General features: G+C 67.5%; 13 protein-coding genes and 1 tRNA gene. 8 read left to right on the top strand and 6 right to left on the bottom strand.

Annotation, left to right across the window (positions count from 1 at the left end; translation table 11 throughout):
- Positions 1-3 precede the first annotated feature (3 nt).
- A complete protein-coding gene (locus HAPAU_RS06130) occupies positions 4-360 on the bottom strand; it encodes a CHY zinc finger protein (RefSeq protein ID WP_066380721.1) in 357 nt (118 codons plus the stop codon).
- Between the two features lie 166 nt (positions 361-526).
- Here HAPAU_RS06130 and HAPAU_RS06125 point away from each other — a divergent pair, with 166 nt between their 5' ends.
- The 4 genes from HAPAU_RS06125 to HAPAU_RS06110 all read left to right on the top strand — a co-directional run bounded on the left by HAPAU_RS06125 (position 527) and on the right by HAPAU_RS06110 (position 5958).
- The gene (locus HAPAU_RS06125; RefSeq protein WP_169802627.1) at positions 527-1393 is read left to right on the top strand and encodes a helix-hairpin-helix domain-containing protein; all 867 of its coding nucleotides are present in this window, start codon (positions 527-529) and stop codon (positions 1391-1393) included.
- A 113-nt stretch (positions 1394-1506) separates the two neighbouring features.
- Positions 1507-2688, top strand: a complete 1182-nt coding sequence (locus tag HAPAU_RS06120; protein ID WP_066380718.1) for an alpha-1 4-glucan-protein synthase — start codon at positions 1507-1509, stop codon at positions 2686-2688.
- Positions 2689-2727: 39 nt separating this feature from the next.
- Positions 2728-3876, top strand: a complete 1149-nt coding sequence (locus HAPAU_RS06115) for an extracellular solute-binding protein (RefSeq protein ID WP_066380716.1) — start codon at positions 2728-2730, stop codon at positions 3874-3876.
- A 12-nt stretch (positions 3877-3888) separates the two neighbouring features.
- A complete protein-coding gene (locus tag HAPAU_RS06110) occupies positions 3889-5958 on the top strand; it encodes a DUF7846 domain-containing protein (protein ID WP_066380714.1) in 2070 nt (689 codons plus the stop codon).
- On the opposite strand, the gene HAPAU_RS06105 is transcribed toward HAPAU_RS06110, so the two are convergent.
- From HAPAU_RS06105 to HAPAU_RS06095, 3 genes are all read right to left on the bottom strand, one after another.
- Positions 5955-6602 (bottom strand): dolichyl-phosphate hexose transferase, encoded by a 648-nt coding sequence (locus tag HAPAU_RS06105; protein ID WP_245634065.1) that lies wholly within the window; start codon positions 6600-6602, stop codon positions 5955-5957. The two genes, HAPAU_RS06110 and HAPAU_RS06105, sit on opposite strands and share 4 nt — an antisense overlap.
- Before the next feature lie 166 nt (positions 6603-6768).
- Positions 6769-8355, bottom strand: coding sequence for a GMC family oxidoreductase (locus HAPAU_RS06100; protein ID WP_066380711.1), 1587 nt, complete (start codon positions 8353-8355; stop codon positions 6769-6771).
- Entirely contained in the window at positions 8352-8873 is a 522-nt protein-coding gene (locus HAPAU_RS06095; RefSeq protein WP_066380709.1) for a gluconate 2-dehydrogenase subunit 3 family protein, read from the bottom strand. The genes HAPAU_RS06100 and HAPAU_RS06095 overlap by 4 nt, the downstream gene beginning before the upstream one ends.
- 89 nt (positions 8874-8962) lie before the next feature.
- Here HAPAU_RS06095 and HAPAU_RS06090 point away from each other — a divergent pair, with 89 nt between their 5' ends.
- A complete protein-coding gene (locus HAPAU_RS06090) occupies positions 8963-10561 on the top strand; it encodes an ABC transporter permease (RefSeq protein ID WP_066380707.1) in 1599 nt (532 codons plus the stop codon).
- Positions 10562-10891: 330 nt separating this feature from the next.
- Here the strand turns inward: HAPAU_RS06090 and HAPAU_RS06085 are convergent.
- Positions 10892-10964 (bottom strand) — tRNA-Pro (locus HAPAU_RS06085).
- A 49-nt stretch (positions 10965-11013) separates the two neighbouring features.
- Entirely contained in the window at positions 11014-11610 is a 597-nt protein-coding gene (trmY, locus tag HAPAU_RS06080; protein ID WP_066380705.1) for a tRNA (pseudouridine(54)-N(1))-methyltransferase TrmY, read from the bottom strand.
- Between the two features lie 172 nt (positions 11611-11782).
- On the opposite strand from trmY, the gene HAPAU_RS06075 reads away from it, so the two are divergent.
- From HAPAU_RS06075 to HAPAU_RS06065, 3 genes are all read left to right on the top strand, one after another.
- The gene (locus HAPAU_RS06075) at positions 11783-13105 is read left to right on the top strand and encodes a tRNA pseudouridine(54/55) synthase Pus10 (protein WP_066380703.1); all 1323 of its coding nucleotides are present in this window, start codon (positions 11783-11785) and stop codon (positions 13103-13105) included.
- A gap of 233 nt (positions 13106-13338) precedes the next feature.
- A complete protein-coding gene (locus HAPAU_RS06070; RefSeq protein WP_157078424.1) occupies positions 13339-14214 on the top strand; it encodes a hypothetical protein in 876 nt (291 codons plus the stop codon).
- A gap of 3 nt (positions 14215-14217) precedes the next feature.
- Positions 14218-15201 carry a hypothetical protein gene (locus HAPAU_RS06065; RefSeq protein ID WP_066380698.1) on the top strand — a complete coding sequence of 328 codons (984 nt, stop codon included), beginning with the start codon at positions 14218-14220 and terminating at the stop codon, positions 15199-15201.
- Positions 15202-15214 lie beyond the last annotated feature (13 nt).

Raw genomic sequence — 15214 nt, 5'->3', positions numbered from 1 at the left:
GGTCTACGGACGGTCGGGTCCAGAAGCTTCCGACACGCCGGCGAAATAGTGGTGATGATGGCCCGCACAGCCGGGATTGAACGCCGCGCCGCAAGCGGGGCAGGCGTCGTCACACGAGAGGTACTCCGAGATCGTGAGTTCGGCCCGACAGACCCCACACAGCACCGCCCGCGAGGAGCGGGCATCGGCGGGCCAGCGCTCGGCGTCGTGGTCGGCGCGGACGGCGTGACACTCGTAGCAGGCGTAGTACTCCCCACAACAGGGAAACCGGATCGCGATCACGTCCCGTGGCGAGTCGTAGTGGGCACACCGTGTCTCGGAATCGAGGTCGATGCCACGGACAGCCACGTCGTCGACCATTGTCGATCGGTCGGCTCAGGCGATCATCAAACCGTCGCTATCGCGGCCGGCGGCGACCGGATCCGGCGCGTATCGTGGCCGATTCTGACCCATAAGATGGTTTCAAATGGTTGTGAATGGTATTCTGGGGCAACACTTAACCCGCCGAACGGCGTACGTTCGGATGATGACCGATCAGCACACCCCGATGACCGCGGCGTTCGAGATGCAGCGACTGGCGATCGAGCAGGGCCAGCGTGCGTTCGAACGGGGCGTTGACGCCCAGCGAAACGCGAACCGGATGGCGCTCAGCGGCTTCGAGATCCAAGAGGAGCTCCAACACCAGAGCCTCGAACTGATGCGCGAGACGACCCACGGCTATCTCGATGCCGTCGAGTCGACGGTTCCCGGCGGGCGAAGCGGGTTCCGGCAGCTTCACCGCGCCGTCGACCAACAGTTCGACAGCATCGAAGAGGGCCACGATCAGCTCCTCGAGAGCCTCGAATCCGGGTTCGAGGAGGGGACTGAGGCGTACGACGAGGCCCTCGAACAACAGGCCGACGTGATCGAGGAGCAGACCGAGACGCTACTCGACGCCCAAGAGGAAACCCGGGAACAGGCCACGGAGGTCTCCGAGGAGTTCCGCGAACAGCTCGAAGAGTCCCAGGAGCGAATGCGCCAGCAGTCGGAGCAGTTCCAGGAGCAACTCGAGGGACAGTCCGAACAGTTCCACGAGGAGATGCAGCAGTTCCAAGAGCAACTGGCCGAGCAGCTCGAAACGCTCCAGTCGGAGATGCTCGAGACCCAAGAGCAGGCCGAAGAACAGGTCGAGGACACCCAGACACGGCTCCAGCAGCAGACCGAGGAGTCAGGGGAACGGATCGAGCAGATCCAGGGGCTCGGCGAGACCTACGCCGACCGACTGCACGAGGCCGGCTTCGAGTCGATGGAGGCACTCGCGGAGGCCAACGCCGAAGCCGTTGCCGAGGCCGCCGAGGTCTCCGAAGCGCAAGCCGAGGAGTGGATCGACGCCGTCGAATCGAACCAGTCCTAAGCACCGGCGGCCAACCGGTGAGAGCGATCGTCCCGTCTGATTCCGTTATCCCTGACCCCGCTGACGCTGACACCGTCAAGTTTTTAGGCCATCCTAAAAGATATCGTATCGACATGGGCCGCGAGATCTGCGTCATCATTCCGACAATCCGGGAGTACGAGTGTCTGCGCGAGTACCTCCGAAACGCGCGCGATCACGGGTTCGACACCTCGCGGCTCCACGTCCTCCTGATCACGGAGGACTTCTGTGAGGGCGACGCGATGGCGGCGATGCTCAAGGAAGAGGGCGTCTCCGGGGAGGTCTTCGACGGGACGCGCCGGGAGGAGTGGTACGAGGAGCAGGGAATCGCCGAGTACGGCCACCTCGTCCCGGCGGCGAGCCACGCCGAGACGAGTTTCGGGCTGCTGTACATGTGGGCAAACCCCAAGTTCGAGTACGGCGTTTTCATCGACGACGACACCCTCCCGCACGAAGACGAGGACTTCTTCGGCACCCACATGGAGAACCTCGCTTTCGAGGGCGAGGTCGAGACGGTTTCCTCGGACGAGCGGTGGGTGAACGTCCTCCATCGGAACGCGGACGACCACGGGCTCTACCCCCGCGGGTATCCCTACGCCGCGATGGACGAGACGGTCGAGACGAACAGGAAAAACATCGGAAACGTCGTCGCCTCCCAGGGGCTGTGGACCAACGTACCGGATCTGGACGCCGTGCGCATCCTGATGGACGGCGACCTGCAGGGACAGGCCCGGACGCGGACGAGCCGCGAGGACTTCGGGGCGGACTTCGTCGCCGCGCGCGGCAACTATCTCACGGTCTGTTCGATGAACCTCGCCTTCCGCCGGGAGGTGATCCCCGCGTTCTACCAGCTCCCGATGGACGACAACCGCTGGGACGTGGGCCGGTTCGACGACATCTGGAGCGGCGTGTTCCTCAAGCGCGCCTGTGACCTCCTCGGGACGCGGATCTACAACGGCGCGCCCCTCTGTGAGCACAACAAGGCCGCCCGCTCGACGTTCGACGACCTCCACAACGAGGTCGCCGGCCTCGAACTCAACGAACACCTCTGGGAGGTCGTCGACGACGTGGAACCGGCCTCCGAAACCCGACCGTCCGGGGACGCCGAAGCCGACGACTACGCCGCGGTCTACGAGGCGATGGCCCGGGCACTCGTTGACGGCGAGTTCGGCGAGTACCGAAACGGGGCGTTCTTCAATCACGTCGGCGAGCACATGCAGGAGTGGCTCGCGTGTCTCGACGCGCTGGACCGGATCCCCGCAGTCGCCGACGATTGAAACAGCAGCTATAAGTTGATTTAGGTAGGCCTAAACCATATGACGCGAAAAACGCCGAGTCGAAGCGGTCGCCGACGGTTCCTGATCGGAACGGCAGCGGTCGGGACGGCGGGGCTGTCGGGCTGTACGGGCCTGTTCGGCGGCAACGGGAACAACGAAGACGAGAACGGGAGCGAGGGCGACCCGTCGATCGGTCAGATCGGGTCGGGACGCGAGGGTCGGGGCGCTCCCGGCGGGACACCGATGGAGGAAATGCCCCCCCTTGAGGGTGAACTCACCGTCTACTCGGGTCGGGGCGAGTTCCTCGTGGGCGATCTGGTGGGCTACATCGCGGACCTCTACGACGGCTTTTCCCTCGACGTTCGGTACGGCAACTCGACCGACCTCGTCAACCAGATCCTCACCGAGGGGAACGGAACGCCCGCCGACGTGTTCTACTCGGTCAACGCCGGATCGCTCGGCGCGCTGGCGGCGCAAGGACGGACCCGGTCGCTTCCGAACGACCTCCTCGAGATGGTCCGTGAGGAGTTCCACGCCGAGGACTGGATCGGCACCTCGGGGCGTGCCCGAGCGGTCCCGTACAACACGGAGGCGCTCTCGGCCGAGGACATGTCGAACAGTATCGACGACTACGCGAGCGGGTTCGCCGGATCGCTCGGCTGGGCCCCCTCGTACGGCTCCTGTCAGGCGTTCGTGACCGCGATGCGGCTTCTGCGGGGCGAGGCGGCGACCCGCGAGTGGCTTCAGGGCGTCGTCGACGCGGGCATTGCCGACTACCCCGACGAGTTCGCGGTGTGTCAGGCGATCGCCGACGGCGAGATCGATGCCGGCTTCACGAACCACTACTACATTCAGCGCGTGCTCGACGGCTCGCCGGAGGCCCCCATCGCCACCTCGTTCACCGAGGGCGACGCCGGGGCGATCTTCAACGTCGCGGGCGCGACCGTCACCGACGCGGCCGCCGAGCCCGACCTCGCGGTGAACTTCATCCGCCACCTCCTGTCGGCGGAGGCTCAGGACTACTTCGCGCGCACGACCTTCGAGTACCCGGTGATCCCCGACGTCGAACCCATCGGGGACCTCCCGACGATCGACGAACTCAACCCGCCCTCGGATCTCGATCTGACCCAGCTGTCCGACCTCGAACCGACGATCAACCTGATGCGCGACGTCGGCATCGACGTCTGATCGCACCGCCAGATGAATCGCCCCTCGGGCCGATGGCCGGACCGCGAACCGCTTTTAGCCGGCTGTATCGCGGCCCTCGCCGCCGTCGCCGTCTTCGCCGTCGCCAGCGTCGTCTTCCCCTATCACTCGGTCAACCACGACGAGGGCGTCTACCTCCAGCAGGCCGCGATGTTGCTCGAGGGACAACTCCAACTGCACGCGGGCGACCTCGCGGGCGCGTTTCGCCCGTGGTTCTTCGTCGAGGACGGCGGGCGGCTCTACCCGAAGTACGCGCCGGTGCCCGCGGCGATGTACGCCGTCTCGATGGCGCTGTTCGGCGAACCCCGCGTGACGCTCGCCGCGATCGCGGGCGGGAACGCCCTGTTGGTCTACGTTCTTGGAACGATGGCGTTCGACCGCCGGGTCGGCGTCGTCGCCGCCGCGACGTTCGCGGCCGCGCCGATGACGCTCGTGACCTCCTCGGTGTTCCTGCCCTACGCCCCGACCACGCTGTTGAACCTGCTCTTTGCCGTCTGGTATCTCCGAGGGGCACGGCGTCGTGACCGCCGGTACGCCGCCGCCGCCGGCCTCGCGATCGGCCTCGCCTTTTTCGCTCGCCCCTACACCGCCGTGCTCTTCGCCGCGCCGTTCATCGCCCACGCGCTCTGGACGGTCGGGTCGGCGCTCCACGAAAAGGGGCTCCGACCGCTGCCCGGCCCGCTCGTTCGTAACGCCCTAACGGCAGTCGGCGGGCTTTCGTTCGTCGGGCTGACCCTCGCGTACAACGCCGTCCTCACCGGATCGCCGCTCGTCTTTCCGTTCGCGGCGTTCGCGCCGATGGACGGGCCGGGCTTCGGCCGGCGGCGCATCCTCGAACACGCCATCGAATACACGCCCGCGCTCGCGCTGGAGGCCAACGCCCACGTCCTCCAGTACCTCGCGACGCGATGGTTCACCGCGGGCACGCTCGGGACCGCGTGTGCGGCCTGTGGGCTGGTACTCGCAGCCCGCCGGTGGCGCGAGCCGGAAGATCGGGTCGCTGGCCCGATCCTCTCGGGGCTGTTCCTCACGGTTCCGCTCGGGAACGTCTTCTTCTGGGGGAACTTCAACATCCTGGCGACGATGGGCGATCCAAACGACGGCCTGATCGCGTCGCTGGGCCCGTTCTACCACTTCGACCTGCTCGTTCCCCTGTCGATTTTCGCGGCGGCAGGAGTCGTGGCCGGCTGGCGGTGGATCGCGGTGCGGGTCCGCGAGCGGGCCTCGCGACCGGTAGCTCGCCCCGTACTCGCGGCTGTCCTCATCGCGAGCCTCGCGCTCGCGGGGGCCGCGACCGCCCCGCTGGTCGCCGAGCCGATCGAGCGGAACGCCGAGTACACAGCGAAGTACGAGACGGCTTACGAACCGATCGAGGCGGCCGAGTTCGACGAGGCGCTCGTCTTCATGCCGACCCCCTACGGCGAGTGGCAGAACCACCCCTTCCAGTCGCTGCGCAACGACCCCGGGTTCGACGGATCGGTGGTCTACGCGCTGGATCGCGACCCGGCGGAGGACTTCGCCGTCCTCGACGCGTACCCCGACCGAACCGCTTACCGCTACGCCTACCGCGGCGAGTGGACGCCCGACCCCGACGAGCACGTCACCCCGAAACTCGAAACCCTCTCGGTTCGATCGGGCGATCGGCTCGCGGGCGAAACGACCGTCGGCGTCCCCGCGAACGTCGACCGTGCAACGGTCCGTCTCGAGTCCGACGGTGAGGTCGCCGAGTACGGGATCGACGGCCCCGGCGAACGGATCACGGTGAACTGGACGCTCGAACCGGGTGCGGCCCGACTGGAAGGAGCCGACTCGACCGTGGGCGTCGAGGGAACCGAGGAGGTCGTCCTCACGGTCACGCTGGTCCAGCCCGACGGCTCGACGCTGACCTACCGCCAGGAGACGGCCGTCAGGGAGGAGGACAGGCGCGTCGAGGCGATCGCGCCGCCCGAGCGCACCGTCTGCACGCTCGTGACCCGGTGTGGGTCCGAGGGAACGTACCTCCCCGAGAACCCCAATGCCCACCGCGAGGGCGTCTCCTTCGAGACGCGGATCGAACCCGCCTAGCGAAGGCGTTCCTCGATACCGGCCCGCAGGATGGATTTCGCGATCGCCGCACCACCAGAAAAGGGATCGAGTTTCGTCTCGCCGGCGCGCTCGCGGTACTCGATGGGCATCTCCCGGACCGCGTAGCCCCGCATCAGCGACCGGATCAGCAGTTCGGCCGACAGGCCCGTGTTCTCGGTCCACTCGATCGACTCGACGACTTCGCGTCGATAGGCGCGCATCCCGGTAGTGGTGTCGTGGACCCGCTCGCCCATCAGCGCGCTCGCAAGCCACGCGAACGCCGCATTGCCCAGCCGGTTGGTCGCCGGCATCGCGTCGGCGCCGTGGTAGAGGCGGTCCCCGCTGACAACGTCGTAGCCGGCGTTGATCCCGGCGAGGAACTCCGGTAGGCGCTCCATCGGGTAGGTGTCGTCGCAGTCGGTCGTCACCACGACAGGTCGCTCGGGCGCGAGGAGCGCCGCCCGAACCGCGACGCCGTACCCTTGGGGTTCCTGTTCGATCACGCGCGCGCCGTGCTCGCGGGCGATCTCCGGGGTGCGATCCGAGGAGCCGTCGACACAGACGACCTCGGCTCGTCCGTCCGTGACCCGGTCGATGTCGGCGATCACGGTGCCGACGGCCGCCTCCTCGTTGTACGTCCCCATCACGACGCTCACGTCCTCGAAGGTGTACTCCCCCCCTTCGACCGCCGATGTCTCCGGACTCGCTACCGACCGTTTGAGCCCCGAATCGTCGGCCCGGTGAACCTGACTCATTGCCGTCCGTTTCGGTCGGGGGGACTTATTCTTTTAGGTTTGCCTAAACGAGGATTCACAGCGCGTCGTCGATGTTCTCCGCGGTCTTCAGCGCCAGCGCGGCGATGGTGAGCGTCGGGTTCACCGCGCCGCCCGTGGGAAAGACGCTGCTCCCGGCGATCCAGCAGTTCGAGAGGTCGTGGGTTCGGAGGTCGGGGGTAACGACGCTTCCCTCCGGGTCCCCGCCCATCCGGGTCGTACCCATGTGGTGGAAGGCTGGACCGGTGTTCTCGGGGCCGACCGTCCACGTGATCTCGGCACCCAGTTCCCCGAGGATCTCGCGCTGGACCTCGTTCGCGCGTTCGAGGGTCCGGAGCGCCCGGTCGTCGACGCTCCAGTGGACGTCCGGGACGGGGAGGCCGCGGTCGTCGGTCACGTCGGGATCGAGGTCGACGTAGCTGTCCTCGCTCGGGAGCTGTTCGACCAGCGCGCCGACCCCGACGTGGGTGCCGTAGCTCCCGCGCAACTGGTCGAGCAGCGCGTCACCCCACTGATCGCCCGTGAGGGCCTCCTCGACCGGCGAGGGACCGGCGTAGTTGAAGAACTCGAGTTTGAAGGGGGCGAGGTCGGCGTCGGCCTCGTCGTAGAACTGGTGGCTCTCGCTGGTGAGGAAGCCGACGTGGTTCTGTCGCGTGGGCTCCTCTATCGTGCCGCCCACTCCCGCGAAGAGGTGCTCCATGAAGGACTTGCCTACGAGCCCGCTGGAGTTCGCGAGGCCGTCGGGATACCGCTCGGACTCGGAGAGCAACAGTAATCGGGGCGTCTCGACGCCGCCACAGGCGACGACGAACGCGTCGGCCTCCTGTGTGTGGATCTCGCCCCCCGGGATCGTGTAGCGCGCCGCGGTGACCCGGTCGGCGTCGTGTTCGAGCCGGCGGACGGGCGCCCGGTCGATCACCGTCGCGCCCCTCTCCTCCGCACGCTCGACGTGGACCGAGGCGTCGTACTTCGCGCCGGAGGGACAGACCGGCTGGCAGGTGCCGTAGCCGGCGCAGGCCCCCCGGCCGTCGTAGGACTCGGAGTTGCGGGCGTTGGGCACCGAGTGCATCGCGATCCCGAGTTCCTCGCAGGCCCCGGCGAACAGCGAGTCGCTGTACGAAGGGGGAAACGCCGGCATGGGAAACGGTTCCTCTCGAGGTGGGCCGAACGGGTTGTCGTCCGCGCCGGCGACGCCCAACTCTCGCTCGGCGGCGACGTAATACGGGCGCAGGTCTCCGTAGTCGATGGGCCAGTCGATTCCGACCCCGCGGGCGCTCTCCGAGCGGAAGTCGTCCTCGTGCAGGCGCATCACCATCCCCTGCCAGTGCAGCGTCGAACCGCCGACCCCCTTCACGCGGGCGTGGTTCAGCGGGTAGGACCGGTCGCCCGAATTCGAGTGGGCGTCCCGGTCCCCACCCATCCCCCAGACGCCGGGGCGGTCGTAGGCGGGCCGGAGCGCCCGTTCCATGCGGTCGAGCCGATCCGCCGGGTCGAAGCGGGGACCAGCCTCGAGTATCACGACCTCACGACCAACGTCGGCGAGTCGGTCCGCCACGAGCGCGCCGGCCGGGCCCGCCCCGATCACGCAGACGTCGGCGTCCTCGATCGGGGTTCGAGCGCTCACACCTCTGGCCCCTGCCGGTAGCTCTCGATTCCGCCGGGGTGGCCCTGCGGGTTCTCGATATCGACCAGCTTCCCGCCCGTCGGCGAGCTGTAGAGCGCGAGCAACAGCTCGTTGACCACGTAGTAGCGCACTCGTTCTGCGGTCGTTCCCGCGGGCTTTTCCTCGGCGGTGTCGGCACCGATCTCCCGGAGCAGGCGGTCCCGATCCGCGGGCGACAGCGCCGAAAACCGCCCATCGTACCATTCCGTCGCGGCGTCGTCGAGGTCGGAAACCGCCGCCCGGAGCCCCTCGGCGTGCGTGTCGTCGTCGAGACGCCCCGTCAGGAAGGTCTCGACGAACTCGCTCACTCCACTGACTTCCGAGGGGTAGACGACTTCGGCGGCCGCGACGAGCGTCTCGCGAACCCGTGCCTCGGGTTCCTCGTCCTTCGAACCGGTGCGTTCGCGGACGCCGACCGCCGCCGCACCGACCCCCAGCGCCCCGAGCGCGGCCATCGCGTCGCGTCTCGACAGCTCCATGCAACCGATTAGGCTAACCTAAACCTTATATCCGTTGAACCACCATCGTCGTTCGAGAGGCCGGGCGATTCCGGATACCTCGATCATCGATGAGATCCGTCGTTCCCACCGCGATACGCACACGGTTCGATAGCGTCCCGCTCGGACTGGCACTGGTCTGTGGAGTGATCGCCACGAGCGTGGTGTTTCCGCTGACCTGGCTCGTGATCCGAGCGACGAGCGTCGATCCGTCTCGCACGCTGTCGATGCTGACCCGTCCGGGAACCCTCGAAATCGTGGTCAACAGCCTGCTGCTCATGGCCGCCGTGACCGCTCTTTCAGTGTTGCTTGGCGTCCCGCTCGCGTATCTCACGGTGCGGACGGACCTGCCGTTCCGGCGGTTCTGGTCGATCGCCGTCTCGCTGCCGCTCGTGATCCCGAGCTACATCGGCGCGTTCGCGTTCGTTTCGGCGTTCGGCCCGCGCGGGGAGTTCCACTCGATCCTGTCCCCGCTCGGGATCGAGCGCCTGCCCGAGATCTACGGGTTTCCCGGCGCGATCGCCGTCATCACCCTCTATACGTACCCGTACGTGTATCTCACGACCCGGGCCGCGCTGCTGTCGTTCGACACGACGCTCGTCGACGCCGCGCGGACGCTGAACCACGGTCAGTGGTCGGCGTTTCGTCGGGTGACCCTGCCCCACATCCGGCCGGCGATCGCCGCCGGGGGGTTGCTCGCGGCGCTGTACGCCGTCTCGGATTTCGGGACGCCGACGATCATGCGCCTGCCGGTGTTCACCCGCCAGATCTACGTCGAGTACAACGCCTTCGGACAGGACTACGCGGCGCTGCTCTCGCTGCAGTTGCTCGCGGTCGTGATCGTCGTGCTGGTGCTCGAGCGGTGGGTGCGCTCCGGGGCGACGATCCACAGCGACATCGGGGAGGCCGCCGGCGAGAGCACCGTCACCCTGGGTCGGTGGCGCTGGCCGGCGACGCTCCTCCCGGCGGCGGTCTCGGGGATCGCGCTCGTCGTCCCGATCTGGATCCTCGGTCTGTGGCTCGTCACCGCCAAGACGGGCGGGCGGGCGTCGCTCGCCTTCCAGTGGTCCTTTGCGTTCAACTCCGTCTGGGTCGCGGGGCTGGCGGCGCTCGTCGCGACGCTCGCCGCGCTGCCGGTGGCGTATTTCGCCGCCTCCACCGACTCCCTGCTCGCGACCGTCTTCGAGCGTGCGACGTACGTCGGCTTTGCCGTCCCGGGGGTCGTGCTGGCGCTCGCGCTGGTGTACTTCGGGACCGGCTACGTTCCGGCGCTCTACCAGACCATCCCGCTTCTGGTCTTCGCCTACACCGTTCGCTTCATGCCACAGGCCGTCGGCGCGATCCGGACGACGACCCAGCAGGTCGACCCCCGGTACGTCGAGGCGGCCCGGACCCTCGGGGAGCGCCCCGCCCGTGCCTTCCGGCGGGTCACCCTCCCGCTGATCGTTCCGGGCGTGATCGCGGGCGGGGCGCTCGTCTTTCTGACGACGATGAAGGAACTGCCCGCGACGCTCATCCTGCGACCGACGGGCTTCGAGACGCTCGTGACCCACATCTGGCGCGCACAGGAGGCCGCTTACTTCCAGTACGCCGCCGTTCCCGCGCTCGTGCTCGTGGCGGTTTCGGGACTGTCGATGGTCGTCATGCTGTCCCAAGAGCGCGGGGACTGACCGCACATCGGTCGAAAAACGGGGGAAAACGGATCGAACGTCGGTCGATACCCGAGCGGCGGCGCTACTGCTAGTTGGCGACGGCCCTCGCGACGATTACGAGGGGAACGACCGGGATCGCCAACCCCGTGACGATGAGGAAGACGAGGATCACCGCCTTCTCCAGTCGACTGGAGTCGTCCTAGATCGAGCGAGACATCTCGTCGATCGAATCGGCCGTGCGCTGGATGAGTCCCGCCATCGCCGTATCCGAGACGATCGACCGTTGTAAAGTCCCCGGAGACCGCGACGGTAGCGGCGCTCCCCGGCGGTGGGATGCGGGACGAAAAGTGGGCCGGCTCAGATTCGAACTGAGGTTACGGCCACCCGAAGGCCGAAGGATACCAAGCTACCCCACCGGCCCGCGCTCGGAAGAAAGCCGGTGGCGTTGTTAAGCGTTCCGGAACGGCTCCTCAGTACCGGCGGTAGCCCTCAGTGTCGAGCCAGTTGTGCGCCACCGTGATCGCGTGGTTCGCGTGCAGGCGCTCGGGACCGAGGCGCACCCGCGCGTCGGCGCGCTCGTCGAGCAGGTCGGCCTCGTGCACCGTGAAATCGTGGTGATCCGAGAGGACGAACACGGGATCCTCGGGCGGTTCGACCTCCACGACGGGGTCACCGTCCTCGTGGAGTTGGACCACGGTCCCGTCCTCGGCGGCTCGTTCGAGGATGGGTTCGAACCCACGCCGCGAGAGGTATACCCCGGGGGAGGCCTCGACCTCCATGTGGCCGATGGCCTCCTCGCGCTCCTCGAGGGCGTTTCGAACGAGCGCCGCCGTGGAGCGCTCGTCGGGGTTCAATCGTCTGAGTTCGCGTCCCTCGAACCGAAGCGTGAACTCGTCGGCGAGCACCAGATAGGCCCGGACGTCCTCACGGATGGCATGCGAGAGGAAGAAGGCCGAGGAGACGCACCGACAGAGCACGTCCAGACGGCCCGCACCGCCGGCGAGGTCGGAAAGCGAGAAGTCGGGAGTGGTCGGAACGTCGTGGCCCGAGACGATGAACTGGCGCATACCCGCCCTCGCCGCTCGGCGGGGATATAGCCGTGGATCCCCGCCGCTCGTCGGGCGAAAACGTCAGGCCCTTAGCCGCCCCCCTCGAAAATCCCGGTATGCACACGGTCGAGCAACGGCGACACTCCCATTCAACCGGTGTCGCGAAAACGGCGGGCGTGGAGGCGGAGCGATGAGCGTTCTCGAAGACGCTCGAGAGATCGTCGCACAGGACCCCGTCTGCAACGCCTGTCTGGGGCGGGTCTTCGCCGACCGGAGTTTCGGGCTGACCAACGACGAGCGCGGTACCGCCCTGCGCACGGCGCTCGCCCTCGAGGACGACGAGCCCTACGAGGTACCCGAGATCGAGGACTGTTGGGTCTGTGAGGGCTACAGCGGCGCGTTCGACACGCTGGCCGAGCGCGTCGTCGAGAAGCTAGAGGGCGTGGGCTTTTCGACCTATCAGGTCGGCACGCGGGTCCCGCCGCTGATCGAGGAGAACGAGCATCTCCTGCGCGAGAGCGCGAACCTCCCCAAGGACGCCGGCGAGGCGTTCAAATCCGAGTGCAACCGCGAGGTCGGAAAGCGGGTCGGTGCGGCGACAGACACGGAGGTGGACTTCGAGCGCCCGGACGTGCTCGCGCTGTGTGCCATCGAGGGCGAGGGTCCCGAGTCGATCTCGTCACATGCCGTCGACCTCCAGATCAACCCGGCGTTCGTCTACGGCCGGTACCGAAAGCTCGAACGGGACATCCCCCAGACCGAGTGGCCCTGCCGGGAGTGTGGCGGGTCGGGCAAACAGCTCTCCCGGGACGGCGGCGAGGAACCCTGCGAGCACTGCGGGGGTTCGGGCTACCTCTACGATGACAGCGTCGAGGGATTTACCGCTCCGGCCGTGGTCGAGGCGATGGACGGCGAGGAGGGCGTCTTCCACGGCGCGGGCCGCGAGGACGTCGACGCGCGCATGCTCGAGTCGGGCCGCCCGTTCGTCCTCGAGGTCAAACACCCACGGAAGCGTGACCCCGATCCGGCGGCGCTCGAAGCCGAGATAAACGAGCGAGCCGGGGGGTCGGTCGAGGTCGAGGGGCTCGAACTCGCGACCCACGAGATGGTCGAGCGGGTGAAGGGCTTGGAGGCGAGCAAGACCTACAGAATGGACGTCGAGTTCGCCGAGCCGGTCGATCCCGAGGCCTTCGAGGAGGCCCTCGAGGTACTCGACGGCGCGACGATCGAACAGGACACCCCTCAGCGGGTTTCGCATCGCCGGGCCGATCTCACCCGCGTCAGGGAGGTCTACGAGATCGAGGGCGAGCTTCACGACCCCGAGCACGCCGAACTCACGGTCCACGGTGCGGGCGGGCTCTACGTCAAGGAACTGGTCAGCGGCGACGAGGGCCGGACCGATCCCAGCTTCGCGGGGCTAGTGGGGGTCGAGAGCGTGGTCACGGCACTCGACGTGATCGACGTCCGTGGCGAGGACGAACCGTTCGACGATCCCGACTACCTCCGGGAGTGATCGCGTAGTCGACGGCGGACGAGGCCGGGACGAACTCCGTAGCAGACGCTCGTTAGCGAAACGGGTAATCGATACGATCTAGAACAGTTCGTCGAAAGACACGTCACCGAAACGAATATATCTTGTGGTGTGGTACCAGTTCGTATCACGTCGAGGGAACCGCGGCACGGGCGGTCTCACGGCGTGAGAACGCCTCTCGGGAGGAGGACGTTCCACTGGAGGCGACTGATACGATGAGTACGACAGACGCGGACATCGACGGGGAACTGACGGACGACCGAACTGAACTCGGAGCGTCCAGCCGGTCACGGTGGCCGGCGGTCGGCGGTACGGCCCCCCGGTCGTCGCGATTGCAGCGCGGTGCGTCCGAGACGGGCGCGCCGACGCACCGAGTCGGGCGGCGACGGGTCCTGCAGGCGCTGGGCGCTACGAGCGCTGTGGCGCTCGCGGGTTGTCTCGGCGGCGGATCCGGTTCGGGCGGCACTAATGGCGACACGAGCGGAGACGATGGGAACGGAGGCGGAGGCGCCGAGGCGAGCGCGCTGTTCGGACAGAGTGCCCGGTTCGCCGACTCCTATGCCTTCGAGATGCGGAGCCTCGAGACGGGGGAAACGTTGGGGTGGAGCGGACGGATCGACGGGGAGGACAGCTACATGCGAATGGAGGACGAGGGTGGGGTGATGGAGTTCTACTCTATCAGCGACGAGACCTACATCGTTCAGGACGGAGGGTGTTTCCGAATGCGTCCCGGCGAGAGCGAAGGGGTCGAGGGCGGGGACGTCGACGAGCCGAACATGGGGGCTCACGAGGGGGAGGCCGCGGCGCACCCGGAACTGGAGGCGGTCGGTCGGGACACGATCGACGGCGAGGAGGTGTACGTCTTCGAACTGTCGGCGAGCGAGGTCGCGGAACACGACGGTGCCGTCACCTACTACGTGAGCGTCGAGACCGGCTACCTGCGCCGGGTGGAATCCGAGGGCACCGCCATGGACTTTCACTCGTGGGGTGACGTCGACCCGATCGAGCCGCCGGAGATAGAGTGCATGGAGATGGGCGGCTGGGACGAACCCGGGGAGATGCCGGCGGTCGGCTTCCCCGACGAGGGGTGAGCGATGGCGCTCTACTTCGGGAGGGCCACGAAGGTCTTCTTCGGGACGCTCCCGTTCGTCGCGCTCCGGATGGTCGTCGGGGCGCTGTTCGGCCTCGTCACGGTGGTGTACTTCGGGGTCGTCGGCTGGTCGGTGCTGACCCTGCTCGACGCGGGGACGATCTCGGGTCCGATCGGCGGGATCGGGCTACTGGTCGCCACCCTCGCCTTCCTCGCGGCGATGCGCTTCGCGAGGCGGTACGTCCTCTACATGGTCGCCGCGGGCCACATCGCCGTCATCGCCCACATCGTCGAGACCGGCGAGACCCCGCCGAACCAGATCGTGTTCGGGACGAACACGGTGAAAGACGACTTCGCGGTGGCCAACGCGCTGTTTGCCGTCGACCAACTGATCAAGGGGGCCCTCAAGCAGTTCAACGGGACGGCCCTCCCGTTCTCGCGCGGGGTGCGTTTCGTCCCGGCGCTCGAACACGTCCTGACGGTGCTCCGTCGGGCGCTCTCGCTCGCGGCCACCTACCTCGACGAGGCGATCCTCGCATACGTCTTCCTGAACGACAAGGGGGACAACTGGCGGGCGGCCCGCGACGGCGTGGTGCTCTACGCGAAGACCTGGAGGTCGGTGCTGGGGTCGACCCTGCTGATCGTCCTCGGGATGTACGCGGTCGCGTTCGCGCTCCTGCTGTCGCTGACCCCGCTCGCGGCCGTCTTCGGTGGCCTCTCGCCGACGTTCGAGGTCCTCGGGTGGGTCGTCGTGGCCGGCGTGGCGGTGGCGCTCTACCTCGGCGTGCTCCGGCCCTGGGTCAAGACCGTCGTGATCACGACGTTCCTCCTCGAATTTCGGGGGTTGACGCCCGACAGCGACATGATGGGGTTCATCGCGAGCCGATCGGACGAGTTCGGACGGCTCGTGGCCAACGCCGAGGCGGGCGAGCGCGACGAGTATCAGAGCAACCGCGACCCGCTCGGCGAGGGACGAAGCCCGAGTTGAGCGAAAGCCCGCC

The sequence above is a fragment of the Halalkalicoccus paucihalophilus genome (assembly GCF_001593955.1).
GTDB lineage: Archaea > Halobacteriota > Halobacteria > Halobacteriales > Halalkalicoccaceae > Halalkalicoccus > Halalkalicoccus paucihalophilus.
Note: the sequence above shows the minus strand (reverse complement) of the source record. Positions and strands in the feature narration are given on the sequence as shown.